This window comes from Flavobacterium soyangense (assembly GCF_015277675.1).
In the GTDB taxonomy this organism is placed as follows: Bacteria; Bacteroidota; Bacteroidia; order Flavobacteriales; family Flavobacteriaceae; genus Flavobacterium; species Flavobacterium soyangense.
This window is the reverse complement of sequence record NZ_JADHEC010000003.1, coordinates 101,884-128,403: the sequence shown is the minus strand read 5'-3', so window position 1 is coordinate 128,403 and position 26,520 is coordinate 101,884. Positions and strand designations below refer to the sequence as shown.

The window sequence follows — 26,520 nt, the reverse complement described above, 5'->3', positions numbered from 1 at the left end:
TAATATAATTAATTTCTTATAAAAACAATAAAAAACAACTTTTTATCGTATAAAAGTGCTATTTGTCGATTATTATTTTTGTTTTATAAAATATTCTTTTTAGGTTTGGAATTCCTAAATTAAAATTATTATGAAAAGAATTACACATTTAACATTGTTTTTAGTGATTTTTACTACCTCTCTATTTGCGCAAAAAAAGCACATCACTCGAAAGAGCAAATAAGTATTTAGCTGAAAAAGGTGAAGTAATATTTACCTTTAAAGCCACTAGTCAAAGTCAATTCTTTGAACTAAACGAAATTCTATCGGTAAGCCACAGAAAAGTGGACCAAAAAAATTTAGAAGTTGAAGCTTATGCAAATAAGATACAATTTGAAAAATTTCTTAGTTATGGTTTACCTTTTCAGGTAACTGCAGCAGACAACGAAATTGCACAGGAAGTCCGACCCAAAAAGAATGGTAAAATTGCTTCTACTTGGGACAGCACTTGGGATTCTTATCCTCAATACTCTGAATATGTAGCAAAAATGAACTATTGGGCAAATACTTATCCTAATTTATGTACGTTGCAAAGCATTGGAACTACTCCAAACGGAAGAGCTTTGTATGCTCTTAAAATTTCTGATAATGCTTCAACTGACGAAACAGAACCAGAATTTTTATACACCTCATCGATGCACGGTGACGAGATTACTGGGTATCCTACAATGTTGCACCTTATAGATTATCTGTTGACAAATTATGGTTCACTATCAGAAGTTACAAATCTTGTAAACGGAACTGAATTATATATTTGTCCATTGGCAAACCCTGATGGTTCATACAAAACAGCAGGAAATGATATTCTGAATTCAACAGGAAATACAGCCACAAGAGCTAACGCTAACGGAGTTGATTTAAATAGAAATTATCCAGATCCAATTGGCGGAATACATCCTGATGGATTAGCATATCAACCCGAAACTTTAGCATTCTTGAGTTTTGAGCAAACCCGAAACTTTGTTTTGTCCGCCAACTACCATGGTGGTGCTGAAGTGGTGAATTTCCCTTGGGATACTTCTACATCTGCAACCGGTGCTTCTGCAGTAAGCATACACCCACACGACAGTTATTTTAGATATATTTCACAAGAATATGCTCAATCAGCACAAACTGCTGATGGCAATTTGAATTATATGGATGATGTATATGGAACGGGACAATTTCCAGGCACAACAAATGGTGCAATATGGTACACCGTAAAAGGTGGAAGACAAGATAATAACAACTTTTACAACCATAATAAAGAGGTAACAATAGAAATTTCGGTAACTAAATTTCCGTTAGCCTCAGCTTTACTTTTTCATTGGGACAGAAACAAGCAAGCATTATTAAACTTGGTAAAACAAGCAAGTTATGGACTACAGGTGTTGTGACCGATGCTTCTGGCAATCCAATTCACGCTAAAGTATACATTGGAGGAACTCTTGATAATTCCGGTGCATGGGTAGAAACTTCTGCCACAAAAGGCGATTATCATAAGGTACAAATTGCGGGAACTTACAACGTGATTTTTGAAGCCCCAGGTTATGCCACACAAACAATTTCAGCTACAATTACAAATGGAGCTGCCACAAATTTGAACGTAACTATGATTCCTACAACTAGTTTGCCTACAGCAAGTAATGATGTTGCCATTTGTCAAGGACAAACAGCAACTTTAACTGCATCTGGCACAGGAACGATAAAATGGTATGATTCTGCAACGGCAACAACTGCTGTAGGAACAGGCTCTCCTTTTACTACACTAGCTCTAAATACCACTACATCTTATTTTTCTGAAAGCGAAGTAATCCCAGCAAATGTTGGTCCTGCAACTGCAACGGGAACTTCAAGTACTAATACGGCTGTAGCCAATAGGTATTTGATTTTTAATTGCACAACTCCAACAAAATTAAAATCAGTATTGGTAAATGCTTCGGCTGTTGGGCAAATTCTTGTAGAATTGCAAGATAATACAGGTAAAATGCTGGAATCAAAAGTAGTTCAATTAACCGCTTCTGGAAGCCAAGACATTGCTTTGGATTTCTTTTTACCAGCTCAAACCGGTCTAAGATTAGTATCAAGACAATTATCATCTACTAACTTAGTAGTGGCAACATCTGGAATTACGTATCCATTGACAAACGGAACTGTTTCAATAACAGCAAATAGTGGAACTGGAACTTTCTTGCCATTCTTCAATTGGAAATTTGCTCCAATTAAAGGACTTCGTGAAGAAGTTGTCGTTAACGTTAAGCCAATTGCTACTTTATCTAGCATTTCTCCAACAACAATAGCCTCAGGCGGAAGTGATTTTACTTTAACCGTAAATGGATTTAATTTTGTAAATGGTGAATCAATTGTTAGATGGAATGGAACTGATAGACTTACAACATTTGTAAGTACTACTGAACTTACTGCTACTATTCCTGCTGCTGATATAGCTACTGGTGTAACTGCTTCGGTTACTGTATTTAATCCTTGTGGAACAACAAGTGGTCAAACAATTACTTTTCTATCTGTTTGTGCACCTGTTGCTGATTTAACGGTTTTACCAACAATAACTGGACAATGTTCAGCAACTGTAACTGCACCAACTGCAACTAGTAGTTGTACTGGAGCTGTAATTGGAACTACTTCTACAGTGTTACCTATCACAACTCAATGAACAACAATCCTTACTTGGACTTATAATGATGGAAACGGTAATACTTCAACTCAAAATCAAACAATAATTGTAGACGATACCGTTGCTCCTATAGCTGATGTAACAACATTGGCAAATGCAACAGGACAAACTACTGTAACTGTTACTGCTCCAACTGCAACCGATGTTTGTGTTGGAACTATTATAGGTACAACTCCAAGTCCTTTGACTTATTCAACCCAAGGAACTTTCAATATTGTTTGGACGTATAATGATGGTAATGAAAATACTGCTACCCAAAATCAAACAGTTGTCGTGGCTGATACAATTTCACCAACCGCACCAACAAGTTTAACAGCTTCTGGAACTACTGCAACAACTACAAATTTATCTTGGACTGCTTCAACTGACAATGCGGCTGTAACAAGTTATGATGTCTATAGAGGTGCCACTTTAGTAGCAACAACTGCCCGTACATCTTATGCAGTGAGTGGTTTAACGGCTTCAACCGCTTATACTTTTTCGGTAAAAGCTAAAGATGCTGTTGGAAATGTTTCAGCTTCAAGCAATGCTGTAAATATTACAACTTTAGCTTCAGTATATTGTACTTCACAAGGAACTAGTGTAGCAAATGAAACAATTGGCAAAGTGGTTTTTGGAACTATCAATAACACTTCGACTGGAGGAACTGGCTATGTAAATTTTACTGCAATTTCAACAAATGCAACTAGAGGAACGGCTTACACAATTACAATAACTCCATCTTGGTCTGGTGCAAAAAGATTTGAAGGATATGCAGTTTGGATTGATTACAATGGAGACGGGGATTTTGCTGATGCTGGAGAATTAGCATTTTCAGCTGCTGTTTCAAAAACAACTCCGGTTTCAGGAAGTGTTACTATTCCTGCTACAGCAACAGTTGGCTCAACAAGGATGAGAATTTCAATGAAATACAATGCAATTCCCACTATGTGTGAAACATTTGCATCGGGTCAAGTTGAAGATTATACTGTAAACATTATTTCAGGTGTTGCCAAAATAGCTAATGTTTCTGCAAAAGCAATTACAGAAATTAAATTGTACTCTAATCCAACAACTTCTATTTTGAATGTACCTTCAGTTTCTGAAAATGCCCCATTTAAAGTTTACAATATGTTAGGTCAATTAATTATGAATGGTCGATTATCAAATGGTTCAATTAATGTTTCCAATATTAGTAACGGAATCTATGTTTTAGAAGTTACTGACAAAGAATCAACTTCAATAAATCGATTCATAAAACAATAATTTTATTTTATTTTAAAATCAAAAGCTATCTTAAATCAATTAAGGTAGCTTTTTTTTGGAATAAAATCATCTCTTTTAAGTGATAAAAAACAATCTATATTTTAAGAAATGCTTAAATCTATTAAAAGAATATGATGAAGTTTTGATTCTTCGTGTTAACAAAAACCCTCATTTACATAGGTAAATGAGGGTTTCTTATAAAAGTAAATTTAAACTTATTCTGGATCATTCATTTTAAAAGTATCCATAAAAGCAGTGGTATAATCTCCGGCAATATATCTTGGATCATCCATTAATTGTCTATGAAATGGAATAGTAGTTTTAATCCCTTCTATCACAAATTCATCCAAAGCTCTTCTCATTTTGCTAATAGCTTCATCCCGAGTTTGAGCCGTTGTAATCAATTTTGCAATCATAGAATCGTAATTTGGCGGAATTGTATAACCTGAATACACGTGAGTATCTAAGCGGACTCCGTGACCACCTGGCATGTGAAGCGTTGTTATTTTTCCTGGCGAAGGTCTGAAATCATTATATGGATCTTCGGCATTGATACGACATTCGATAGCATGCAATTGTGGCAAATAATTTTTACCGGAAATTGGTATTCCTGCAGCGACCATAATTTGTTCGCGAATTAAATCATAATCAATAACTTGTTCCGTAATTGGGTGCTCCACCTGAATACGGGTATTCATTTCCATAAAATAGAAATTACGGTGTTTATCCACCAAAAATTCTACCGTTCCTGCACCTTCATATTTGATGAATTCCGCTGCTTTTACTGCTGCTGCACCCATTTTTTTTCGCAATTCGTCAGTCATAAATGGAGAAGGAGTTTCTTCGGTCAATTTTTGATGACGTCTTTGCACCGAGCAATCTCTCTCAGAAAGATGACAGGCTTTTCCATAAGAATCCCCTACAACTTGAATTTCGATATGTCTAGGTTCTTCAATAAGTTTCTCTAAATACATTCCGTCATTTCCAAAAGCTGCAGCTGATTCTTGGCGAGCACTTTCCCAAGCTTTAAGTAACTCTTCGTCTTTCCAAACGGCACGCATTCCTTTACCTCCACCTCCAGCAGTTGCTTTCAACATAACCGGGTATCCCATTTCTCTTGAAAGTTGTTGTGCTTGTTCAAAAGATTCTAAAAGCCCTTCAGAACCCGGAACACACGGTACTCCGGCTGCTTTCATCGTGGCTTTGGCCGAAGCTTTATCGCCCATTCTGTCAATCATTTCTGGTGAAGCACCTATAAATTTAACATTATGTTCTTGACATATTTTCGAAAATTTTGAATTTTCGGATAAAAATCCATATCCTGGGTGTATTGCGTCTGCATTAGTAATTTCGGCAGCAGCAATAATATTTGACATTTTAAGATAGGACAAGTTGCTTGGAGGCGGACCTATACAAACTGCTTCATCGGCAAACTTTACGTGTAAGCTTTCGGCATCGGCAGTAGAATAAACAGCCACAGTTTTAATGCCCATTTCTTTGCACGTTCTAATAATGCGAAGCGCAATTTCTCCTCTATTTGCAATTAATATTTTTTTAAACATCTTTTTTGAGATTTTAAATGTTGAATTATAAATTTTAAATTATTTTAAATAATGATACCTCATCATTCAAAATTTATAATTTATAATTTCTTATGATGGATCTACCAGAAACAAAGGTTGGTCGTATTCTACCGGTGACATATCATCAACTAAAATTTTAACAATTTTACCAGAAACTTCAGATTCAATTTCGTTAAATAATTTCATTGCCTCAATAACACAAAGTACATTTCCTTTAGCAATAGTACTTCCCACTTCAACAAACATAGGTTTATCCGGCGATGGTTTTCTATAAAAAGTTCCAATAATTGGAGATTTAATAGTGATGTAGTGAGAATTTTCGACTGCTGGAGCTGCTGGAGTAGCTGCTACTGGCGCAATTTGTTGAGGAGCTACCGCAGGCTGAAGAGCTGATTGCGCAGGCATTTGAACATAGGTAGCTTCAGAAACATTTCCCTCTAAAGTTGTTCTAATGGTGATTTTTACATCATCCATCTCTAATTTAACTTCAGCAACCCCTGAATTTGCTACAAATTTGATTAGATTTTGAATTTCTTTTAAATCCATGATTATTTTTTTTAGTTTAAATTTGTTTTTTATCGTAAGCCCATTTTAGGTAAATAGATCCCCAAGAGAAACCACCTCCAAAAGCGGCAAATATAATAGTATCCCCTTTTTTAAATAAATGTTCAAAATCACCAAGAACTAAAGGTATAGTAGCAGATGTAGTGTTTCCGTAACGCTCTATGTTCATTAACACTTTTGAATCTTCTAAATTCATTCTGTTAGCCGTTGCATCAATGATTCTTTTATTGGCTTGGTGTGGTACTAACCACGCTACATCTTCATTGGTCAAATTACTTCTTGTCATAATTTGTTCACAAGCATCTGCCATATAGGTTACAGCATATTTAAAAACAGTTTTACCGTCTTGGATAATATTGTGTTGATTATCCATAACCGTTTGTTCTGAAGCTGGAAAAAGTGAACCTCCTGCGGTCATTTTTAAAAAATCTCTTCCGTCACCATCTGTCCTTAAATATTCATCTTGTAAACCTAATCCTTCGTGATTTGGTTCGAATAATACTGCTCCGGCACCATCTCCAAAAATTATACAGGTAGTTCTATCGGTATAATCCACAATTGAGGACATTTTATCGGCACCAATCAATAATACTTTTTTATACCTGCCTGACTCTATATATGCCGCGGCGGTTGACATTCCGAACAAAAAACTAGAACAAGCTGATTGTAAGTCGTAAGCAAAAGCATTTGTTGCTCCAATTTCTGTTGCAACATAAGCACCTGTAGATGCTACTGGCATATCAGCAGTAGCTGTAGCCATAAGCAACAAATCTATTTCCAGTGGGTCAATATTTGCTTTTTTTATTAAATCTAGGGCGGCATTTATAGCCAAGAAAGATGTTCCTTTGCTGTCATCTTTAAGAATTCTTCTTTCTTTTATTCCCGTTCTTGAAGTTATCCACTCGTCATTTGTGTCAACCAATGTTTCAAGAATTTTGTTTGTAAGCACATAGTCTGGAACATAAGCTCCAACAGCGGTGATTGCGGCTGTGATTTTATTCATTCTATTCTGTTATTTCTAGTCAAATGCTGCCATTTGAAAAATTTCTAAAGGACTCGAAAATTACAAAAAAAAAATCTAATCCTTATCGTTTTAGTGGTTCTTATTTGATGAAAATTATAAACAACAAAAAAACTCTCACTATGTGAGAGTTTAAATACCATTTACAAAAATGTATTAAGCAACAGCTACAGATTTATCTATAACAACTTGCCCTCTGTAATACATTTTCCCTTCATGCCAGTAGGCTCTATGATATAAATGCGCTTCGCCTGTTATTGGGCAAGTAGCGATTTGTGCTACAGTAGCTTTGTAATGTGTTCTTCTCTTATCTCTTCTTGTTTTCGAGATTTTTCTCTTAGGATGTGCCATTTTACTATATTATTTATCCGTTAATAGTTGCTTTAATTTGTCCCAACGCGGGTCAATATTTTCTTTTTTTTGTTCTTGTTTATGCTCTTTTTTCAGTTCTTTAATTGTCAATTCTTTCAGTTTTATCAACGCTTCTGTATTTAAACTTCCGTCTTTAATTCCAGGATGAATTCGTCTTAGAGGAACTGAAAGCACAATCATCTCATATATATATTGCGAAATATCTATTTGAAATTCTCCATGTGGCAAAATGAGTAACTCTTCGTTGTCATTATTAAAGGCATCCCCAAAACGCACAATCAATTTCATTTTACCTTTTATTGGCAAATCAAATTCTTCGTTTGTCATATCACAAGGTACATTAACCGTTCCTTTATGTTTGAAAGCCAATTCCATTATGGTGCTTTTTTTCTCTAAAACTACATTTACTTTGATGTCTGAATTATTAAATTCGTGATAATCAAAGATTTCAAAGAACGCATTACTTATTTGATATTCAAAATGGTGTTTCCCTGTCTTTAATCCTATAAAAGGAATTAAATATTCTTTCTTCTTGTTCATTTCAACAACAATTTTGCCCTAAACTTCGGGAGTGCAAAGATATAAAATTATTGTAAATCTAATAATGTTATTTATCTTTTTTTGTTTATATCTGTTTTTCTTTTGTTTTTAGTGGTTTTTGGCTGATTTCCGCATACTGATTTCTTGAATTATAGATGTCAATTGCTAGATAAACCGCTTCTTTAAACGAATTATAATCCGCTATACCTTTTCCTGCTATATCATATGCAGTGCCGTGATCCGGTGATGTTCTTATTTTATCTAAGCCCGCTGTGTAATTTACACCTTTTCCAAACGATAAGGTTTTGAAAGGAATTAAACCTTGATCGTGATAAGTAGCGACTATGGCATCATATTTTTCAAATTGGTTGCTTCCAAAAAAACCATCGGCAGCAAAGGGCCCAAACACCAACGTTCCTTTATCAAATAATTTTTTTAATGCTGGTTTTATTATTTCATCATCTTCTTTACCAATAACTCCGCCATCTCCACAATGTGGATTTAACCCCAAGACTGCAATTTTTGGTTTATTGACACTAAAATCTCGTATTAAAGAATGCTTTACAGTTTCAATTTTTTTTATAATCAATTCTTCTGTAAGATGGGATGCAACCTCGTTTAATGGAATATGATCCGTTAACAATCCCACTCTTAAATTGTCCTGAACCATCATCATTAAAGCATTTCCCTCTAACTCTTGATCTAAATAATCTGTGTGTCCGGGGAATTTAAAATCTTCTGATTGAATGTTGTATTTATTTATTGGAGCCGTTACTAATACATCTATAAGACCTTCTTTTAAAGCCTTAGTAGCAGCGACAAATGATTTTATCGCATATTTCCCTATTTTCTCATCATTTACACCAAATTTAACTTCAACACTTTCTTGCCAAACATTCAAAACATTTATTTTACCTAAAACTATTTGGTTCAACCTGTCAATTCCTTGGAGCATCGATGTAGATTCAAAAGTCTTTTTTACAAATGAAAGACTTTTTACATTGGCAAAAATTACGGGCGTGCATAATTCTAACATTCTTGAATCTTCGAATGTTTTTAGAATAACTTCGCTTCCAATACCGTTTAAATCTCCTATTGAAATTCCAACGATTATATTTTCTGCTTTTTTTATCATGTCATCAAGTTATTTATTGCTAATTTTGAAGTGCAAATTTAGTAAAATAAAATAAGAAATGTTTACAGGAATCATAGAATCCCTTGGTGTAATCCAAGAAATCAAAAAAGACAAGGACAATCTCCATATTTCAATATCTTCCTCTATCACTGATGAACTCAAAATAGATCAAAGTGTTGCACATAATGGAATTTGTATGACGGTAGTCTCCATAAAAGACTCCATTTATACAGTAACCGCAATTGGAGAAACAATCAAAAAAACAAATTTAGCCTATTTAAAAGTTGGTGACATTGTCAATCTTGAAAGAGCGATGAAACTAGGAGATCGACTCGATGGCCATATCGTACAAGGCCATGTTGACCAGGTTGGAACTTGTATTGTCGCAAAGGAAACAAACGGAAGTTGGTATTATACTTTTGAATATGACGAAACAATTGGAAATATTACTATCGAAAAAGGTTCAATAACAGTAAATGGAGTGAGTTTGACTGTGATAGATTCAAGAAAAAACGAGTTTAGCGTTGCAATTATTCCTTATACTTATGAACACACTAATTTTAAAACCTTTGAAGTAGGTACAAAAGTAAATCTCGAATTTGACTTAATTGGCAAGTATATTTCAAAATTATATTCCCAGAAATAAAAGCAAGAAATGATATAAAAACAAAAAACTCCAAATTAAATTGGAGTTTTTGTTTTTATATGATGGTTGTAAATGATATAAATCCCGTACAGTAAAGCTATAATAAATAGCATATAAAGACCATCATCTATAGGCAATCCTGGAGGAGGAGGTGGTTTTTTCCCTCCTGGATTTGGAGGATGGGGCGCAGCGATAGAATTCATTATCCCAAAAAGGGAAATGATTATAATAAAAAACTTTTTTATAATAATTCTCATATTTATTTAAAAAAAGAATAAGCTTTTATTAGTCTAAAACTCATAATACTATAAGATGGTATTTGCAAAGTTATTTTTTTTAATAACAAAACAATACTAACCTTGATTAAAGTATGCTTTTTGCCGATAAAATACAGTTTTACATATCTGTATAAAAAAACCCTACAAAATATAGAAATTTGAAGGGTTTTACGTGGTCCCACTTGTATCTCAATTAATTAACTTAGAAATAGCCCTGTGCAGTCCGATAAACTTTCAAATGCAATGATACGAATATTTAAACCACAATGCAACCCTATGGATGTATGTGGGTTTGAGCATCAATTAGGAAAAGGTTATCAACTTTGAAAACAATTAACACTTCTTGATTTAAAAATTAGCAAGTCCAATATAGCAATTAGAATTTATTCATTATAAATAGTAAGATTATATTGGTCATTGGATTTTATTGAAACTATCAAAATATTTTTGTCCCAACTCTTTTTCTACAGAATAGACAAATGAATATTGTTGGTTAAATGCAAATACTAATTTTGAAAGCATTATCCGCTTTCCTTTATATTGATTAACTAGCTCTTTAAAATCGGCATAACTTTTCTGAATACTTTTTATAATCTTTATCCCATTATTCAGTCTCAACAAACTTTGAATATCATTTTGCTTCTTTTTAGAGAATTCAACTTTTTCATTTTCTCTATTATCTGCAATTATAAGGGAGTCCTTTAGCGTTTCATTATCAATAAGTTTTGAATTTATTAAATATCTGTATATTTTAGAAAAGTTATTACTAATTCCTCCGCCATCTTGTGAAACATTTTCATCAATCCAAACAACACCATTACTTTTTTTACCTTTTTGATATACAAAATTGAAAACATCTCTTTTGTTAGAGAATTTCGAATATTCAATCCCTTTCGTAGTAAATTCTGAAATTATTGTATCAAAGTTTTTTAGTTGAACCCCATTTCCTTTATTCGTAAAATATAAATCTTCTTTATAGTCACTATCGATTTTGTAATAATCTAAATTACCCTCTAAATTTCTTTTCACTAAAATTGAATAATATCTTTTTTTGAAAATTTCAAAAACAATATAACTAGAATTAAGTGAAGGGAAATAGTGATTTATTGTAGACTTATCACCAGTTCTATTTCCACTAAAAGTCATTTGTTTACCATCAATAATATACAGAAAGTTTAAAGCATAGATTAATGTGCTTTTACCAATATTATTTGGGCCAACAATTTGCAAAGAATCACAATCATTAAGTTCAATATCAGCTTTAGAGTAAATCTCTGAGTTTAATATTATTAATCTTTTTAACATTTGTCTTATTTAAAAAATATTTTGTTAAATGTAATCTTTAGATGTTATTTTCACAACCTTGACAGAAAAATTTATTTTATTTTTCTTTGAAATTATCAATAATTTGATTGTTTGTTTCTTTTATAAAAAAGCATTCTCCATTAATTCCTGTTCACCCCTACTAATCCCAATTTTATTTGCAATAGTTTTCCACTCACTAACAGACTGAAAAACCTCATCGATTATTACATTCATTTGTTCATTATTCAATTTAAAATATTCGCCCACGCTTTTTGCCAATTCAAAATCCAAAGCATTATTATTCATATCAATATTTAATGCCAATCCGTTTTTATCAGTAGAAGGATTAATATCATAGGCCGGAGACAATCGCCAACCCTTAGATGTCAATATAAATCCGTGGTTTCTTAAATGGTCATCGGTATTCGAAATGGCAATATTAAAAATAATACGTCGCCACAATTGGTGCAAATCCGTTGTGATTTCGGCACCGTTGTATTGTATAAACTCAGCGATGTCTAAATAGCTTGCTGTAGTATCTCGAATATTTTCTTCATTATTCCCTGTCATTGTCATCGCAGATGCAAAATGAATACGTTCTCCTTTGCTTCGATCAAAACGTTCGGTAAAAAACGTATGGTACTTACCACTAATTTTTTCAATTTTTGACGAAGCCATATTAATTCCTGCTTTCAATGCTAACTGATAAGCTAAATATTCCCAAGCGGCCTTGTCTATAATATCATTTTGAGAAGGGAATTTAGCAATCCATAAGTTTTTATGTTCATCTAATAGATTGGCTTTAGGTCTAGCTCCACCTAGTGAAGAACCAGGAGCAATAAGTATGGCCAACCATTTTTTAATTTCATCATTGTCTTTATCACTTTCAATGAGATTTGCGGCTTGTTGTAATTCTCTAATTGATGACCAAGGCGGAGTTGGTGTATTTTTGTTGTCATCTAAAAATGGGCCATTAATATCTAACTTAAAACGCAATGCCCCCATCCTGCTTTCATCATAAACGCCCAACAAATAATCAATTTCGTATAGATTTGTCACCGTTAAACCTGACTCTTTTGCGTTCTGTGACTCGCGTCGTTTCATCAAAGTTCGCCCCCAAGTGTCTGGCATACTGTCCAGAAATATCCCGAAATTCTCTTTTTGATTAGGAAATTGTTGACCTGAAAACCATTGTATATCTGGGTCTAATAAAAATTGCTGTTCGGATTTTATCCAGTTTTTATCATACTCAAAACTGAATGATTTTCTTCCTTTGCCTTGATGCGCTGAAAGTGTTCCAATTAATTTTGGCTCAACCATTCCTTGCCAATGTGCATAAACGTAGATATTTGTTTTCTTAATTGCCATATTTTGATAATTAAAGTAGTTCCAAATCTTGTAGTTTTCTGCCTAATTCATCATCTGCCGCTAATTTTAAAAAATCATTTTGCAAGCCCAATACCCTCATTACATTAAAGTAAGCACCTATTGTTACTCTTGAGCGTCCTTTCTCTATTTGATATAGAGTGGTTCGAGCAATATCTGCTCGCTCTGCCACTTGAACGGCTGTTAATTTTCTTCTTTTTCGAGCCAATTTTATGTTTTCACCTAACTTATTTAATATCTCTTGATATTTAGGAAATACATTTTGCTTTTTAGTATTCATAATAAAAACGTTTGTTATTATATACAAATATATATATTTTGTTTATAATAATAAACATTATTATATTTTTTTAATAGTGAAGTAAGTGAACTAAATATTTAAAAAAGATTTTAAATAATGAAAAATAAAAAAAATTATATAAATGGTGAGATTGATTTTAATGAATTATCATTAAACCCAATTATAGAAAAGCCAAACACAAATAAAAACGAAATTAAAGTATTTCAGAGCATGATGCAAAAAGCTATAAAAGAAGAAGATCTTTTTCGGACTTTACTTGAAGATACGGAAAAAATAGATTTTGAATTAGAGGCCAACAAAAAAGCGGTTCTTAATTTAAGAGAGAAATTAAATGATGCTACCGATTTTAAAATGAAAGAAGCTATAGAAAAAGAAATTCAAAAAAAAGCTCCTAATGAATTTGAAAAATACGTAATGATAATTCGCCAATTACTGGTTTTAACAGAAGAAAAAGGGTTTGGAATGGGAATATCAAATGGCGATTTTTACTTTTATAATGCAGAATATTGGGTGAAGAGAGATAATGAAATACTAACAGGTTTTTTGGGAGACTTCGCGGAAAAATGTGGCCTAGAAAATTTACAAGCACAACAATTTAAAGTTAAAGATTCTTTATTTAAACAATTCCAAATATCAGCTCCAATTCCTGGGTTTAATTCAAAAATTAACGAAATTCGAATTCCAGTGGAAAATGGAACCCTTATTTTAAATGGTGGAAAAATAGATTTAATTGGATTTAAAAAAGAACACTTTTTGAAATACAAATTGAATTTTAAATATGATATTAATGCAAAAGCAGTAATGTTTCAAGCTTTTTTAGATAGAATTTTGCCAGATAAAAAACTTCAAAACATTTTACTTGAATTTTTGGGTTATGTATTTGTGAAAGATATTAAAATTGAAAAAATGTTATTACTATTTGGATTTGGAAGTAATGGAAAAAGTGTCATAAATGATATAATATATGCTCTATTGGGGAAACAAAATATGACTAACTTCTCATTATCTAGTTTATGCAACCAAAAAAGTCAAACACGTGCATTGATTGAAAACACACTTCTTAATTTTGCTCAAGAAATTGGAAATGGAAAATTTGAAATTGACATGCTTAAAACCTTAGTTAGTAACCAGCCCTGTGAGTCCAAATTATTATATAAAAACCCATTTATCATTGAGAATTACGGCAGATTTATGTTCAATTGTAACACATTGCCTAAAAACTCCGAGAACACCAATGCTTTTTATCGCCGCTTTATTATCTTACCATTTAATGAAACCATTTCGGATAAGGAAAAGGATATAAATCTAGCAAGTAAAATTATTGCAAATGAATTGCCAGGCGTTTTTAATATGGTAATAGATGGGATGAAAAGACTAAGGCAGCAAGGTAATTTTACAAAATCAGAAATAGTAGATAAAGAGTTAGAAAAATACAGAAGAGAATCTAGTTCCATATTATCATTTATTGATGATGAAAATTATATACCATCACCAGATTCTAAAATGGGCTTGGATATATTTTATCAAATATATAGAGATTATTGTACTAGAAACGGATTTTATCCTTATCAAATTAAAAACCTAAGTGCACAATTAAGAAATGCAGGTTTTGAAGTCAAAAGGAGTAAAAATGGTTTTACTAATGTTTTTTACGCTAAATTGATTTCGGATTTTAGTTATGACGGTGCAACAATTATAAAAATTTAAAGAACCCTTGATGTAATTTTAAACGCTAACGCAATAGGTTTGTTAGCGTTTAAAATTAACAAATGCCAATTTTTAATTTAATAAAAAACAATAACAATGAAAAATACATATATAAGTAAATTCAAAAATTACAGATCTTCAATCCCGGAAAATGTTGTTTCTCTTTGGGATTGGTTTAATGATGACAGCTTAAAAAATGAGGTGGATTTTATACGAACTGTTGACAATAAAGAAGACCGCAATCGACTAAAAGCCAATCTTCCAGGAATAACACCAAGCGGAACCTTCTCTAAACGTAAAGGAGATTCTCTTGTTAAGCATAGTGGATTTATCTGTATTGATATAGACTCAGGGGATAATCCTGGCGTTACAGACTTTGCAAATTTGAGAGACCAACTAAAAAACATATTGAATATTGCCTATGTAAGTTTATCAGTGAGCGGAAATGGTGTTTTCTGTTTGATTCCATTAATGTTTGCTGATAAACATAAAGAACATTTTGAAGCTTTGAAAATATGCTTTGAAAAAATAGGAATTATAATTGATACGGCTTGCGGTGATGTAACACGATTAAGAGGATATTCGTATGATGCCAATGCATATTTTAATCCTGATGCAAAAGTATTCAACCAATATATAGATTACATGACTATCGTAGAACAATCATTACCCGAAAATCAATATAGCAATACAGATATAAAAAAGTCTGAAAGCTACACTAAGAGAAAAGTTCTTGAAATAATTGCTCAAATACAAAACACCTCTACGGACATAACCGAGAGATATGAACAATGGATTCAAATTGGTTGTGCTCTCGCAAATGAATTCGGTGAAGAGGGAAGGGAATTATTTCATCTGGTTTCAAAAAATCACCAAGAGTATCATCCTGTAAAAACCGATAATTTATTTAATCCACTTCTCCAAAATCAATATTCCTATACAATTGGAACATTTTTCTACTGGGCTGAAAAATATGGATTGAAATAATAAATAGAGGTTTTTAGAATGACCCGATTAATTGAGTTTAATCGGGTTTTTTTATGCCTTATCAATAGTTGTGTGCAAAATGTGTGCAACAACTAAAAAAATAGCACCTACAAAATTAATTGTAAGTGCTTGATTATCAATTCGTGGTCCCACTTGTATCTCAATTAATTTACTTAGAAATAGCTCTGTGCAGTCACGTAAACTTTCGAGTGCAATGATACGAATATTTAAACTACAATGCAACCCTATGGATGTATGTGGGTTTGAGCATCATTTGAAAAAAGGTTATCAATTTTGAACACAATTAACACTTCTTGATTTAAAAATTAGCAAGTCCAATAAAGAAATTAGAATTTATTCATTATAAATATTAAGATTATATTGGCCATTGGATTTTATTAAAACTATCAAAATATTTTTGTCCCAACTCTTTTTCTACAGAATAAACAAATGCAATATTGCCTAAAAGCCAATCTTTAAAATTCCTTTTTTTTATTTCACATATTTTCATATGCTCTTCAACTCCATTTTCTAAACAATGAAATAGATGATGTTCAATATCTATTTTTCGTTTTTTTGGAATTGTTACATAGTTATTGTTCACGGATAATCCAGTGACAAAAAAAGGATTTCCTCTAATCAAAAGTTTTGTTTTTGAATGATTAACAAAAAATCTCTCTTCATTTATGATTTTATATATGATGCTTTTTATTTTTTTAAGGGTATCTAAATTTCCTGAAAATGTTATATCATCAGCATATCTCGAATAATTCAATTTACTTTTTAAAGCTAAACCATAAAGCCTTTTATCCAGTTTAAAAGCGACAAGGTTAGATAATTTAGGGCTTGTTGGCGAACCCTGTGGCAAAATACCTTCTTCATTTTCAATTATAAAGTTTTTAATTCCAATTTCATTTTTTTTAAATGACTTCATAAATTTTTCGTTCGGCTCTATTGTACAAATTTTAGCAAATGATACCGCCAAATTTTTATGATATCCAAAATTTTTGAAAAGTCCATATATTCTTTTCTCATTTATGGTGTCAAAAAACCTCATTAAATCAATTTTCAAAACAGCTTCGCTTTTTAAATGAATTTCAGCATTTTGTTTAATTGATTTTTCCTTTTCAAAGCCTGTACAACTATCGTGAACAGTTATTTTATCAAGAATGTTAAATAAAATCCATCTTTGTAAGTATTTTAATTCTTCATTTGGAGTCTGTATAACTCTAAATCCACCTCTTCTTTTTTTTAATTTGAAACGTTTGTAATCGTCAATTCGATTGGAGCCACAGAGTTTTTTAATATTATTAATATTTACACCAGATAGCAGACAGAGATGAGGCAATGAATAAATTATAGGTAATTTTTTATCGCTTAGAAATGAACCATATTTTCTGATTTCCTCATAAAATTCTTCGGAATGAACAATTTCCTCATTAGAAATAGGTATCAATTTATTAAATGGAAAAGTCATAGGAGCAACTACTAATTAAATTATGCGAAGCATATCCCACACAGGTCCGACTTTTTAGGAGGATGTTGTGTGGGAAATGATGAAAAGATGCTTCAGCCCTACTTGGATAACTACCCGGGTATTCTTGCCCTTTAAATGTAGTTAAAAAACTACATTGACTTGAAATTGCTTGCTCTTTATGACTTTCCATTAAACTTTGAAGGTGTATAGTTAATGTTTTTTATTTTAAATTGTTCATCATTTTCGTAAAATATAGATTTTTTACATTTATTAATACATTTTTTTGCGTCTTGGTACAATTCCAACCCGAAAAGTGTTAACTCATCTTTACCATCAAAAATACCTCTTTCTCTGCCTTTATTTATGTAATTTTCATAATCAGTATAAAAGATACCTAATTTTTGACAGATACTAACGGGTGTAAATCCTGTTCTCGATAATTTTATAATTGAATATATTGAAAAATCAATTTTATCAACGGAACTAAATTCTCTTTTACCTTTCTTAATTTTAAAGCTAAAAAAATTATCTCTAATTTGTTCACTCCCAAATTCTTTAAGAATAGATAATTCATGTAGAATACTCTTTCTAAAATTTTTTGCTATACTCATTTTGTCAACAGAATTTCTTGGTATGAGAGGATACCATCCATCATAATTAGACCAAATTATGGGTAAAGTATTATTTGGACTACCATAACCGAAAGAAACTAATGATTGTGAATTTTCATAGCCTAATGCATCATTAAATTTGATTTTTCCAGTTTTACTAACAGTTTCTTTCGTTAGTTTTTTACCATATAAATAGCAAAGCTCTCTATACTTAGCGTAGTTTCGATAACCGAAAAAACTACTGTCATTTGAAAAAGCCTTTTTGAAAATATTTGATTTAGGAATGTTTACTTTGGTAAACAAAGGTGATATCCTTCTAAAACCATCTTGCATTCCAGCTATACCAACGAAATGTATTCCTTTAAAATTATTTTTTATTGGTTCAATATGTTTTAAAAAATACTCTTCAATTGTATTTCCTGAACCTATAAAATCATCTAATAATATTAAAGTATATTCTTTATTTAATTTGTAGTCAATTTTATCTACCGATGCTAATAATTTTGTTTTGCCTTGATTTTTCCTGGTTTTATAAAAGCTGGTTTTTTGAAAAAAGTAAGTTATCATACTTCCGCTTTTTCCAAAATCGCCGATTGGATTAACAATGATTCTTTCATTTTTACTAATATTAGGAAATATAGATTGAAAACTATCATTTAAAATCTCTTCAATTTCATTAGTAGTGTATACCGTCATATTTGAAATAATATCAATAGCTAACTCAACTTCGGAAGGTTTAAAATTTCCTAGCCATTTTAATATATCAAGTGGACTAGTGACTTTTTTGAGTCTAGTTGAAAGTATATCAAGTGTTGTATTATCTATTTCAATGTTTAATGACATCTTTAAATTTGGTTTATTATTCTATCCTTTTTCATACTCTAAAGATCGGGATTTATTAAAAACATCAATATCGTCTTTGCTTCTTCAAAATTGTTATAACTAATTACAGATCTTAAAGTAGGTGTTCCTGTTTAAAATAACATTAGCTTTCTTCGTCGTAATATATTTTATAATATTTCTTTCCATTTTGATCCGTTCCTTGTTCGATAAGTTGTTTGTTCCCATGTATGTATATATGGAAATTCTTATCCAATTTAAGGACACTTTTAAAAATTCGCGACTGTTTTTTTACTGCTTTATTTGAAATTTCAAAATTATCATAATCAGAAATGTCATTATCTTTCCTAAAAGTTTTATCAAAATTTCGGAAAGATTCAATTAGACTATCATCTTCAAAAACTTTTTCTTCAAATTCTTTTTTGTCGAATGTTTCGTGATTTTTAAAATAATCTACTGAACGATTTAAATAATCTATTTGATCTGCTTTCGTTACATCAAAATCTTCTACTAATTGTTTAGTAACAAATTGCTTTGCAATTCCTAAAAATTGTTTTGTTTGATGAAATTCATTTTTTATTTGTTGTATATTTAGAAAATGTTCTTTCCAATATTGAGCCTCACTACTACGATTAGTATTATCAACTACAGCTATTAAGTAACCATTTTCTTTTTGTACATTAAAAATTAGGCATCCCTTGTCTAATTTATTAATATTCATTCCTTTTTCATCATTTAGATTGAAGCCATCATTTGATGTAGAAATTTTAAGTATAGTGTCTTTGTTCTCTGATTTAAATAATCCTATAGCATCTGCACACTCTCCATTTATTTCACAATCTTTAAAGTATGTCATAAACAATTCGCCAGCCTTAACTTGCGGATGAGTACTTTTGTCATATAAATGTCGAGCGCTATTTTGTGATTGTTTAAGAAATGAATCATTGTCTTGGAAGATTGAACTTACAAATTGATACATTGGATTTAGCTCCAAAGTAGGTACCGAATAAAAACAAAACAACTCTTCTAATTTGAAGCTATTTTCCGTTAATTTCTTTATGTATTCTTCGATATTTTCAAAATTGGTGAGAACATCAGAAAAGCGCACACCATCACCACTATTTTTATTTCCAACAAAATGAATAATTAGTTTATCCATTTGTCCTAATTTCATATCCTTCATAGGTTAACTATTGTAAACATCATTTGGAATTAATCCCTTTCCGTCAACAAATTCATCTACGGTGTGAAAATAAGTTAAGTCGTTATCGATCCAATAATCCTTAGAAGCATGTTCAACCATTAATATCTGAAAATGTTTTTGTTTTTGTGTTGTAATGTAATTCACAAATGAATTTAATAAAGTGAATGCGTCAATAAGTTTCGTTTTATCATCATTCCCTTTTTCGTCTGTGCCTGAATAATATGGAATGCTCGGCTGGTCAATAAATAAAAATTGCGGAACGTGTACTTGCTCAAGATTTATCATATGCTCGTGTAATCCTAAATAAACACATAGGTGCATAAACATATAATTTGATTTACTGCCAACATTATCCAATGGAAATTGAAGTTGGTTTGATGGAGGATACAACTTCAGTATCATTTCTGAATCATCAAATCCTGTTTTATAATTTTTATAAGTGGGTAATGACTTTAATTGATCGTAATTCCTTTGAATACTTTCATTAAACATGGTTTTCATCTGAAATTTAATCTGCGAAGTGTTTGCGGGTACTTTTTCTATCCTCGATTTCTCTTCATTTAAACTATTTAATTTAATTGTATTAATAGGTTTGTTTCCTTCTTTTTTTTGTGATTGCTCATAAACATACTTTATTTCACCTAATGCAATGAATTTTTCACCTTCAGCATGATAATTCTTCTTTATCTCGTTTAGTTGATTGATTCTCTTATCTATTTCCTGTGACCAAGTTTGCAACTCCTTTACTTCTCCTGTAACTTTTAAGGGTTCTGTTATTTTTGTTGAAAGATTCGCCTTAATGTTTTTCAAAGACGATTCTAATGACTCTATAAATAGTTTTGTTTCATACGACTCTACTAACTGGTCTGATAATTTTTTATTTAAAAATTCAATAGGTTGCAGACTATCGGCAGACTTATTCAGATTCCTTTTATATGAGTCGAATTCTTTTTGATACTGACTTATCGCAATAATTTGAGTCTGTATTTCATTCTTTCTTTTATATAAACTGTCAATTTCGGTGAACAACTTTGAGTTTTCTGCAACCTTTTTTGTATTGGTTATAACTTCTTGAATTACAGATAAAGCATAGTCTAAATCATCAATAGATTCAGAATATTCAATAAAATTGTGTTTTTTACATTTGTCAATTAATCCAAATATTTCTTTTTCAAAATTTTTCGATTTGCTTTGATTACTTTTTTCTTGGTTTTTAATTTTCTTTAGTTCAACTTCTATTTCCTGTAATCTTTCCAAGGCTTTGATATTCTCCATATCATTGACACCAATAACCAAATCGAAAATATGACCAAGGGCTTTATCATACTCTTCTTTTCCATAATATGTAGTGTCAAAATAAGTTTCCTGAACTCCTATGACATTTTCTGTTAATGAATTGAATAACAAGAAATGCCTATATGAAATATTGAACGATGTTCCTCCCAATGCTTTCCCATAAGGAAATCTTAAAGCATCAGTAATTCCAAATTCCTCATCAAGTATAGCTTTTATTTCAGCAATACTTATATTGCTTGTTGGTTGGCTTGGCAATGAACCAAAATTAAAACATACTTCTGAAGAAACAGCCCCATTAATTGGCGTTTTCCGAACTATGGATATTTCTTTTTCATTTATTGTAAATTGTATTCCAAACCACAAAACTTTATCATTAATAGTATTTGCAACTTTTACTTTTCCTGATAAAAGACAATAGTCGATTATACTCCAAAAACTTGTTTTCCCTGTTGTCGCATCACCTGTAATAACATTTACTTTGTCGGCTAAAAAATGATAGCTTTTTGGCTCTGTATCCTCATCCTTAAACCATAGTTTTATTTCATGTAGTATGAATTTCATAATTGTACTTTTAGAATTTTATAGAGTTGTGCTGTCGAATACTGTTCTATAATTGATAAAAATTTTGACGTAATGTCTTCTATTTTGTTAAACCTATCACCTAAATCTTCACTCTCAAAGTTTATAAAATCATCAATCGATATTTCGTTTTCGATTTTGATTTGATTACTTTTACTTAACAACATCAAAGAATTAATTGTAATGGGTAATAACGACAAATATCTTTTATTGAAAGAGATGAATAACCTTGATTGCTCTCTTATTAGTTGCTCCAAATTCAATTCAACATCTTGGTTTCTTCTTAAATAATTCACAGTCCTATCATCCAATAAGAAAGGCAAAACCAAACACGAACGAGCAATATCCAATGTGCCAACTTTATTCAATATTGACAAAAACACACAACTTGCAATTGCTTCGTTATTATATATATAATACATTTCTTTCATTATACCTTGTATTTACTTTCCCAATCAAAATGCCAGCCTATTTCTAATTTATCCGATAGAGCATAATAATGTCCGTTGCTATGTTCTATGCCAAGAGAAGGATAGCTTGGTATAAATAAGTCTTGTTTACGCAAACAGTCAATGAGGTCAACACCTAAGTTTTTAATATCGTTTTCCAAGTCTTCAATAAGTGAACCTGAATTAACTTGTCTTTCAATTTGTCTATATTTTGACTTAAATTCATTAACCCAAATTTGTATGCTATTTTTCTTAAACTCATCCATATCAGTTGGCAGAACAAAATTTTCATCTACCCAATAAGAAAAATTATTTAGAGCTTTCAACATTTGAGTGGTATAAATCCTAATTTCCTTTGACCCGCTTTGTATTTCGCCAATATCAAGTAGTTGCTTTATGAATATTTGGCTTTCTAAATCGTCAGGTAAAAGAATTGGAAATTCTCTTTTTGGTAATGGCTTATTTTCATACGCTGCTTTAAAACATTTTCCAAATTTGTCATTAAAATCTCTAAAAGAAATTTCAAATTTATTTCTCTCTTTAATATCCGTATATTTTGCTAATTGCAAGTTTGATGACAATTTTTCAAATACTGCATCTATTAAATTTTCTTGTCTAATATTTTCAAATATCCTGTTTTTTATTTTCTCTATTATTTCATCTACATCTGTTTCAATTGTAAGTTTCAATAAAAACGATTTTAATTTCCTTTTGCCTAGAGAAGAAACATTCTTAAGATATTTTTTAAGAGTTTCATCTTTAGTTTTATTCTCTAATTCAATTACTTTCTCTAATGCTTTGTCAATATTTTCATCTACTTTAAATAAAGAAAGTGAATTAATAAAATCATTATTATTTTCACTTTTATTAGTAACCAAGATAAATGAATGCTTATTGAGAAAATCTGAATTAGTATTCCCAGTTTTGATAAAAGTAGCCCAGTTACTTAGTGTTTTCCATAAGTCGGCATCTAACGTAGTTAAATTTTGCAAAGACCCGTCTGTGTTTTTTACAATAGTATGTTTTGCTTGAAACAAAACTGTAGTTCCATCTTCTCTATCAATATGAACATCATCTTTGACCTCAAAACCAATCTTCTGCCCATGTTTAAGTTCAAGAGCTAAGTACATAAAGTAATAGAACTGATAATCAAACCCTATCGCTATTGGGCCAGCCGTATGTTGATCTTGAATTGTACTCATTTTGAAATTTCGTTAGTAACAAATGTAAAACTATTCTTTATTAAATAACTAAGATAATACATTGTTTTTCTTAATTTCAAAAAATATTTACATAAGACATAGCGCTTCAATTCCAGTAGCTAAATTTAGTTTAGCTACGATTTTTTATAAGAGACCATTCAAAAATCAATTTTATTTTTTTGAAATGACTTTCTATCTCTGAATAGAGAGATAATTGATTATTATCAATGGTTCTACAATTTTTAACCGTAATAATTACATTTTGAAACTTTAAAAATTCTAACATTACTGTTTCAATCAATTTATAAACTATTTGTAAAAAAAAAGAATTTAATCAATTTGGAAGAAAAATTAATTTTCATATTACACCCACACTTCTTTGCCGTCTATAAGGGCTTTAATTTTTGGACGAGGTTTTAATTTAGTTTGGTCTATTATTGGAGTATCATTTATTTCTGTATCTTCAGTGAGTGTGGACTCATATTTTACCATTTCAATCATAAAATTGGTTTGAATGACAGATTGTTGCAAGACGAAAGTATTATTATCAATTGCAAATAAAAGTTTCAATTTTATACTTTTAAAGTTTTTTCCAAATGTCTGTTATGTCCATATTATAATAGTAATCTGCCTCTGCTCCATTCATTACGTCTTTAGTATTAAACCTAATTACTGCGGTTACTTTTTTAATTGGATATTGCTTATAGTGTTCAGGTATAAAATCAGAATCTATTCCACCATTATCATCAATCTGTCTAATTTCGTTTGGTTTCCAAGCATGTTCCAAATCACCAAAACCTGTCATTAATCCACTTTTATAATCTTCACGAGTTAATATATTTCCATTATCTAATTCAAATTCTACATTTAATGTGGTATAAACATCATCGAAAATATTTGCAGATTTATTTTTTGTAGCACCCGTAAATGTAAATTGGTATTTTGTACCAACTTTTTTAAAAAAATTATTTTCTGCTTTAATAATTTCAAAAGGACATTCAGTAATGTCAGCGTTATTGTTTTTTTGATTGCAACTCATTATCAAAAGTGATAGTAGAACTAAGATTGAAGTTTTGCTTTTCATTGTATTATTTTTTTTACACAAATATCAACATTTTTTCAAACACTTACACCTGTGTAAGTGAAATATTTTTAGGCATTAACTCACTTTGTCCAAATGCAAGTTTATGGACAATTCGAATATAGAACCGATTGAACAATATGTAATTGATACAGTTCGAAGAATGCGTATAGAAAAGAAGATTTCTCAAAAAGAGTTGTCTTATGCTTTAAATCTGTCCATCGGTTTTATTGGAAATGTTGAAAGTTCAAAATTTAGAGCGAAGTATAATCTATCTCATATCAATAAATTAGCAGAGATTCTTGAATGCTCTCCTAAGGATTTTCTTCCTGAGATTCCTCTTTAGTTGAAAAACAGATTTAACCCTTTTAAACAACAGTACCTTAAAGCACCACTTCATTTAAAAGATTGAAGTAAAAAAAAGAGGACAACTTTTTAAAGCTACGCCTTAAAGTTGTCCTGCCTTTCATTTTCTATTTTCTTTGAAATTTACTTTTTACCTGTTGCATAATGCATCTAAAAGACAGGACTTTTATCCAGTTAAGTATTTTTACCCAACTTATAAGTTATGCTTACGAGAGGTTATGTCGTATTTCTTTAGAAAGCAGTACTAATAATGTAATGCTGATGTTTCTTTGAGTGCCTTCCTCTTTAATAAAAAGACACTGAAAGAAACTTATTTTTATGCTGATTTGCTAAGGTATTCCAACATCAAATCTGCGTTTTCCTCCTGCGATATTTTAATATAGCTTGAAAATGCTTTTTCTGTGCGATGCCCTGTAATTTTCATAATTACTCTGGTCGGAACACCTCTCTTAAACATATTGGTAGCAAAAGAACGTCTTGCAGTATGCGTACAAATTAGCTGCCATTTATAAAAGACCTCTTCTACTCTTTCCTTCCCTTTGTTTCTTATTTTCAACACCTTATCCTCAATTTTAGCTAACTCCCCTAACTCTTTTAAATATCGGTTCATCGTCTGGTTTACACACGATTTAGGCAAACTGTTCGGACTTTCCTTGTACTTCTCCATTATGTCTTTGACTTCATTTAACAATGGAATTGTTACCCATTCATCAGTTTTAATTGTTTTTATTCTTAACTTGTTGTCCACTATGTGTTCAGATTTAACTTGACTAAAATCACTAAATCGAAGTCCTGTATAACACCCAAAAACAAACAAATCTCTTACACGTTCTAAGGAACCATTGCTCTTCAAATCTAAATCAATTAATTTTTGAATTTCGTCCTCTGAAAGATAAATGTTATTTACTTCTTCTTTTATCGTTTTGAATTTTTTATGCTGATAAGTCCGATTTGAATTATACCCCTTTTCTGTTGCGTCATTCAAAATAACTTTAATTATTTTGATAACCTTTCCAAAACCATTATTTGTCAACCCTTGAATTCCTGTGTAGTAATCCAAAAAGTCATAATAAAAAGTCATATCTATATTCTGCCAATCTAGTTTTACCTTTGAATATTTTTCATACTTTTTAAGCTGATTTAACGTGGTACGATACCCTTTTATAGTTCCTTCGGTCTTACGCTTTTTACTATTCTCTAAATATATCTCTGCAAATTCAAAAAAACTATATTGTCTCTTCTTTTCCTGCAACTCTATACCCGAAGTATATAATCTTTTAACATAATCCTTACTCGGATCCTCTCCTTTGATTAGTAACCCATTTACAATATCTTCAACTTTTTGTCTAACAGTTTTGATGTAGATGTTAAAGCGGTCAGAGCCTGAATAACTTCTCTTAATTTGTTGAGCTTTATCGTCCCAATACTTTTCATCGATGTTTTTATGAGCAGTAAAGTAAGTAACTTCCTTTTTGTGAATATACCTCAACATAAGCATAGACTCCTTACTTTTTATTTTTCGCTGATGTTGCGATTTACTTAATACAAATTTTAATGTTGCCATAGTTTCAATTTTTTTTGTTGAGGTAACATTACCCCTTATTTCGACGTGAGGTTACCGCACATATTGATTTT

26 protein-coding genes are annotated in these 26,520 nt (G+C 31.1%); 7 read left to right on the top strand and 19 right to left on the bottom strand.

The annotated features are described in order from the left end of the window. The first annotated feature begins 185 nt into the window (after positions 1-185). The 3 genes from IR213_RS02440 (at position 186) to IR213_RS02430 (ending at position 3,955) form a co-directional block, all read left to right on the top strand. Positions 186-1,415 carry a M14 family zinc carboxypeptidase gene (locus tag IR213_RS02440; RefSeq protein ID WP_194310722.1) on the top strand — a complete coding sequence of 410 codons (1,230 nt, stop codon included), beginning with the start codon at positions 186-188 and terminating at the stop codon, positions 1,413-1,415. Next, positions 1,346-2,689 carry an Ig-like domain-containing protein gene (locus IR213_RS02435; RefSeq protein ID WP_194310721.1) on the top strand — a complete coding sequence of 448 codons (1,344 nt, stop codon included), beginning with the start codon at positions 1,346-1,348 and terminating at the stop codon, positions 2,687-2,689. Before IR213_RS02440 ends, IR213_RS02435 begins: the two co-directional genes overlap by 70 nt. Before the next feature lie 108 nt (positions 2,690-2,797). Next, the gene (locus IR213_RS02430; protein ID WP_228479063.1) at positions 2,798-3,955 is read left to right on the top strand and encodes a GEVED domain-containing protein; all 1,158 of its coding nucleotides are present in this window, start codon (positions 2,798-2,800) and stop codon (positions 3,953-3,955) included. Between the two features lie 215 nt (positions 3,956-4,170). On the opposite strand, the gene accC is transcribed toward IR213_RS02430, so the two are convergent. From accC to pdxA, 6 genes are all read right to left on the bottom strand, one after another. Further along, the gene (accC, locus tag IR213_RS02425; protein ID WP_194310720.1) at positions 4,171-5,517 is read right to left on the bottom strand and encodes an acetyl-CoA carboxylase biotin carboxylase subunit; all 1,347 of its coding nucleotides are present in this window, start codon (positions 5,515-5,517) and stop codon (positions 4,171-4,173) included. A gap of 90 nt (positions 5,518-5,607) precedes the next feature. Further along, positions 5,608-6,084 (bottom strand): acetyl-CoA carboxylase biotin carboxyl carrier protein, encoded by a 477-nt coding sequence (gene accB, locus IR213_RS02420; protein WP_194310719.1) that lies wholly within the window; start codon positions 6,082-6,084, stop codon positions 5,608-5,610. Between the two features lie 16 nt (positions 6,085-6,100). Further along, positions 6,101-7,105 (bottom strand): beta-ketoacyl-ACP synthase III, encoded by a 1,005-nt coding sequence (locus IR213_RS02415; RefSeq protein ID WP_194310718.1) that lies wholly within the window; start codon positions 7,103-7,105, stop codon positions 6,101-6,103. A gap of 174 nt (positions 7,106-7,279) precedes the next feature. Next, positions 7,280-7,474 (bottom strand): 50S ribosomal protein L32, encoded by a 195-nt coding sequence (gene rpmF, locus IR213_RS02410; RefSeq protein ID WP_007137315.1) that lies wholly within the window; start codon positions 7,472-7,474, stop codon positions 7,280-7,282. Positions 7,475-7,483: 9 nt separating this feature from the next. Then, positions 7,484-8,035 carry a YceD family protein gene (locus IR213_RS02405; protein ID WP_194310717.1) on the bottom strand — a complete coding sequence of 184 codons (552 nt, stop codon included), beginning with the start codon at positions 8,033-8,035 and terminating at the stop codon, positions 7,484-7,486. Between the two features lie 85 nt (positions 8,036-8,120). Next, positions 8,121-9,170 carry a 4-hydroxythreonine-4-phosphate dehydrogenase PdxA gene (pdxA, locus tag IR213_RS02400; protein WP_194310716.1) on the bottom strand — a complete coding sequence of 350 codons (1,050 nt, stop codon included), beginning with the start codon at positions 9,168-9,170 and terminating at the stop codon, positions 8,121-8,123. Positions 9,171-9,228: 58 nt separating this feature from the next. On the opposite strand from pdxA, the gene IR213_RS02395 reads away from it, so the two are divergent. Continuing rightward, positions 9,229-9,816, top strand: a complete 588-nt coding sequence (locus IR213_RS02395) for a riboflavin synthase (protein ID WP_194310715.1) — start codon at positions 9,229-9,231, stop codon at positions 9,814-9,816. Between the two features lie 35 nt (positions 9,817-9,851). On the opposite strand, the gene IR213_RS02390 is transcribed toward IR213_RS02395, so the two are convergent. The 4 genes from IR213_RS02390 to IR213_RS02375 form a co-directional block, all read right to left on the bottom strand. Then, positions 9,852-10,073, bottom strand: coding sequence for a hypothetical protein (locus IR213_RS02390; protein ID WP_194310714.1), 222 nt, complete (start codon positions 10,071-10,073; stop codon positions 9,852-9,854). A gap of 435 nt (positions 10,074-10,508) precedes the next feature. After that, complete coding sequence (locus tag IR213_RS02385; RefSeq protein ID WP_194310713.1) at positions 10,509-11,399, bottom strand: hypothetical protein; 891 nt, start codon at positions 11,397-11,399, stop codon at positions 10,509-10,511. A gap of 120 nt (positions 11,400-11,519) precedes the next feature. Beyond that, a complete protein-coding gene (locus IR213_RS02380; protein ID WP_194310712.1) occupies positions 11,520-12,767 on the bottom strand; it encodes a type II toxin-antitoxin system HipA family toxin in 1,248 nt (415 codons plus the stop codon). Positions 12,768-12,777: 10 nt separating this feature from the next. Beyond that, positions 12,778-13,065, bottom strand: a complete 288-nt coding sequence (locus tag IR213_RS02375; protein ID WP_194310711.1) for a helix-turn-helix domain-containing protein — start codon at positions 13,063-13,065, stop codon at positions 12,778-12,780. A gap of 117 nt (positions 13,066-13,182) precedes the next feature. Between IR213_RS02375 and IR213_RS02370 the strand changes: the two genes are divergently transcribed. After that, positions 13,183-14,793, top strand: a complete 1,611-nt coding sequence (locus IR213_RS02370; protein WP_194310710.1) for a DNA primase family protein — start codon at positions 13,183-13,185, stop codon at positions 14,791-14,793. 96 nt (positions 14,794-14,889) lie between these two features. Continuing rightward, positions 14,890-15,780, top strand: coding sequence for a BT4734/BF3469 family protein (locus tag IR213_RS02365; protein ID WP_194310709.1), 891 nt, complete (start codon positions 14,890-14,892; stop codon positions 15,778-15,780). Between the two features lie 376 nt (positions 15,781-16,156). Here the strand turns inward: IR213_RS02365 and IR213_RS02360 are convergent, their stop codons facing one another. From IR213_RS02360 to IR213_RS02325, 8 genes are all read right to left on the bottom strand, one after another. Next, positions 16,157-17,257: a reverse transcriptase family protein gene (locus IR213_RS02360; RefSeq protein WP_194310708.1), complete on the bottom strand. Its 1,101-nt coding sequence runs from the start codon at positions 17,255-17,257 to the stop codon at positions 16,157-16,159. Positions 17,258-17,433: 176 nt separating this feature from the next. Next, positions 17,434-18,711, bottom strand: a complete 1,278-nt coding sequence (locus IR213_RS02355; RefSeq protein WP_194310707.1) for a phosphoribosyltransferase-like protein — start codon at positions 18,709-18,711, stop codon at positions 17,434-17,436. Between the two features lie 142 nt (positions 18,712-18,853). Further along, positions 18,854-19,882 carry a nucleoid-associated protein gene (locus IR213_RS02350; protein WP_228479062.1) on the bottom strand — a complete coding sequence of 343 codons (1,029 nt, stop codon included), beginning with the start codon at positions 19,880-19,882 and terminating at the stop codon, positions 18,854-18,856. 12 nt (positions 19,883-19,894) lie between these two features. Then, on the bottom strand, positions 19,895-21,769 hold the full coding sequence (locus IR213_RS02345) for a DUF3732 domain-containing protein (RefSeq protein WP_194310705.1): 1,875 nt from the start codon (positions 21,767-21,769) through the stop codon (positions 19,895-19,897). Continuing rightward, positions 21,766-22,218, bottom strand: a complete 453-nt coding sequence (locus IR213_RS02340) for a three component ABC system middle component (protein ID WP_194310704.1) — start codon at positions 22,216-22,218, stop codon at positions 21,766-21,768. Before IR213_RS02340 ends, IR213_RS02345 begins: the two co-directional genes overlap by 4 nt. Beyond that, positions 22,218-23,438, bottom strand: coding sequence for an ABC-three component system protein (locus tag IR213_RS02335; RefSeq protein ID WP_194310703.1), 1,221 nt, complete (start codon positions 23,436-23,438; stop codon positions 22,218-22,220). Before IR213_RS02335 ends, IR213_RS02340 begins: the two co-directional genes overlap by 1 nt. Before the next feature lie 363 nt (positions 23,439-23,801). After that, positions 23,802-24,008 (bottom strand): hypothetical protein, encoded by a 207-nt coding sequence (locus IR213_RS02330; RefSeq protein ID WP_194310702.1) that lies wholly within the window; start codon positions 24,006-24,008, stop codon positions 23,802-23,804. 10 nt (positions 24,009-24,018) lie between these two features. After that, positions 24,019-24,522, bottom strand: coding sequence for a hypothetical protein (locus IR213_RS02325; protein ID WP_194310701.1), 504 nt, complete (start codon positions 24,520-24,522; stop codon positions 24,019-24,021). A gap of 103 nt (positions 24,523-24,625) precedes the next feature. On the opposite strand from IR213_RS02325, the gene IR213_RS02320 reads away from it, so the two are divergent. Next, the gene (locus tag IR213_RS02320) at positions 24,626-24,865 is read left to right on the top strand and encodes a helix-turn-helix domain-containing protein (protein ID WP_228479061.1); all 240 of its coding nucleotides are present in this window, start codon (positions 24,626-24,628) and stop codon (positions 24,863-24,865) included. A gap of 336 nt (positions 24,866-25,201) precedes the next feature. Here IR213_RS02320 and IR213_RS02315 read toward each other — a convergent pair whose 3' ends face one another. Beyond that, on the bottom strand, positions 25,202-26,449 hold the full coding sequence (locus IR213_RS02315; protein WP_194310700.1) for a site-specific integrase: 1,248 nt from the start codon (positions 26,447-26,449) through the stop codon (positions 25,202-25,204). Positions 26,450-26,520: the final 71 nt, after the last annotated feature.

Excerpts from the sequence above, each read along its gene's own strand:
- IR213_RS02340 (WP_194310704.1), bottom strand. The coding sequence starts at position 22,218 with ATGAAAGAAATGTATTATATATATAATAACGAAGCAATTGCAAGTTGT.
- IR213_RS02325 (WP_194310701.1), bottom strand. The coding sequence starts at position 24,522 with ATGAAAAGCAAAACTTCAATCTTAGTTCTACTATCACTTTTGATAATG.
- accC (WP_194310720.1), bottom strand. The coding sequence starts at position 5,517 with ATGTTTAAAAAAATATTAATTGCAAATAGAGGAGAAATTGCGCTTCGC.
- IR213_RS02385 (WP_194310713.1), bottom strand. The coding sequence starts at position 11,399 with ATGTTAAAAAGATTAATAATATTAAACTCAGAGATTTACTCTAAAGCT.
- IR213_RS02350 (WP_228479062.1), bottom strand. The coding sequence starts at position 19,882 with ATGAAATTAGGACAAATGGATAAACTAATTATTCATTTTGTTGGAAAT.
- pdxA (WP_194310716.1), bottom strand. The coding sequence starts at position 9,170 with ATGATAAAAAAAGCAGAAAATATAATCGTTGGAATTTCAATAGGAGAT.
- IR213_RS02395 (WP_194310715.1), top strand. The coding sequence starts at position 9,229 with ATGTTTACAGGAATCATAGAATCCCTTGGTGTAATCCAAGAAATCAAA.
- IR213_RS02365 (WP_194310709.1), top strand. The coding sequence starts at position 14,890 with ATGAAAAATACATATATAAGTAAATTCAAAAATTACAGATCTTCAATC.
- IR213_RS02415 (WP_194310718.1), bottom strand. The coding sequence starts at position 7,105 with ATGAATAAAATCACAGCCGCAATCACCGCTGTTGGAGCTTATGTTCCA.
- IR213_RS02320 (WP_228479061.1), top strand. The coding sequence starts at position 24,626 with ATGGACAATTCGAATATAGAACCGATTGAACAATATGTAATTGATACA.
- accB (WP_194310719.1), bottom strand. The coding sequence starts at position 6,084 with ATGGATTTAAAAGAAATTCAAAATCTAATCAAATTTGTAGCAAATTCA.
- IR213_RS02405 (WP_194310717.1), bottom strand. The coding sequence starts at position 8,035 with ATGAACAAGAAGAAAGAATATTTAATTCCTTTTATAGGATTAAAGACA.
- IR213_RS02335 (WP_194310703.1), bottom strand. The coding sequence starts at position 23,438 with ATGAGTACAATTCAAGATCAACATACGGCTGGCCCAATAGCGATAGGG.
- IR213_RS02360 (WP_194310708.1), bottom strand. The coding sequence starts at position 17,257 with ATGACTTTTCCATTTAATAAATTGATACCTATTTCTAATGAGGAAATT.
- IR213_RS02380 (WP_194310712.1), bottom strand. The coding sequence starts at position 12,767 with ATGGCAATTAAGAAAACAAATATCTACGTTTATGCACATTGGCAAGGA.
- rpmF (WP_007137315.1), bottom strand. The coding sequence starts at position 7,474 with ATGGCACATCCTAAGAGAAAAATCTCGAAAACAAGAAGAGATAAGAGA.
- IR213_RS02315 (WP_194310700.1), bottom strand. The coding sequence starts at position 26,449 with ATGGCAACATTAAAATTTGTATTAAGTAAATCGCAACATCAGCGAAAA.
- IR213_RS02355 (WP_194310707.1), bottom strand. The coding sequence starts at position 18,711 with ATGTCATTAAACATTGAAATAGATAATACAACACTTGATATACTTTCA.
- IR213_RS02390 (WP_194310714.1), bottom strand. The coding sequence starts at position 10,073 with ATGAGAATTATTATAAAAAAGTTTTTTATTATAATCATTTCCCTTTTT.
- IR213_RS02345 (WP_194310705.1), bottom strand. The coding sequence starts at position 21,769 with ATGAAATTCATACTACATGAAATAAAACTATGGTTTAAGGATGAGGAT.
- IR213_RS02370 (WP_194310710.1), top strand. The coding sequence starts at position 13,183 with ATGAAAAATAAAAAAAATTATATAAATGGTGAGATTGATTTTAATGAA.
- IR213_RS02375 (WP_194310711.1), bottom strand. The coding sequence starts at position 13,065 with ATGAATACTAAAAAGCAAAATGTATTTCCTAAATATCAAGAGATATTA.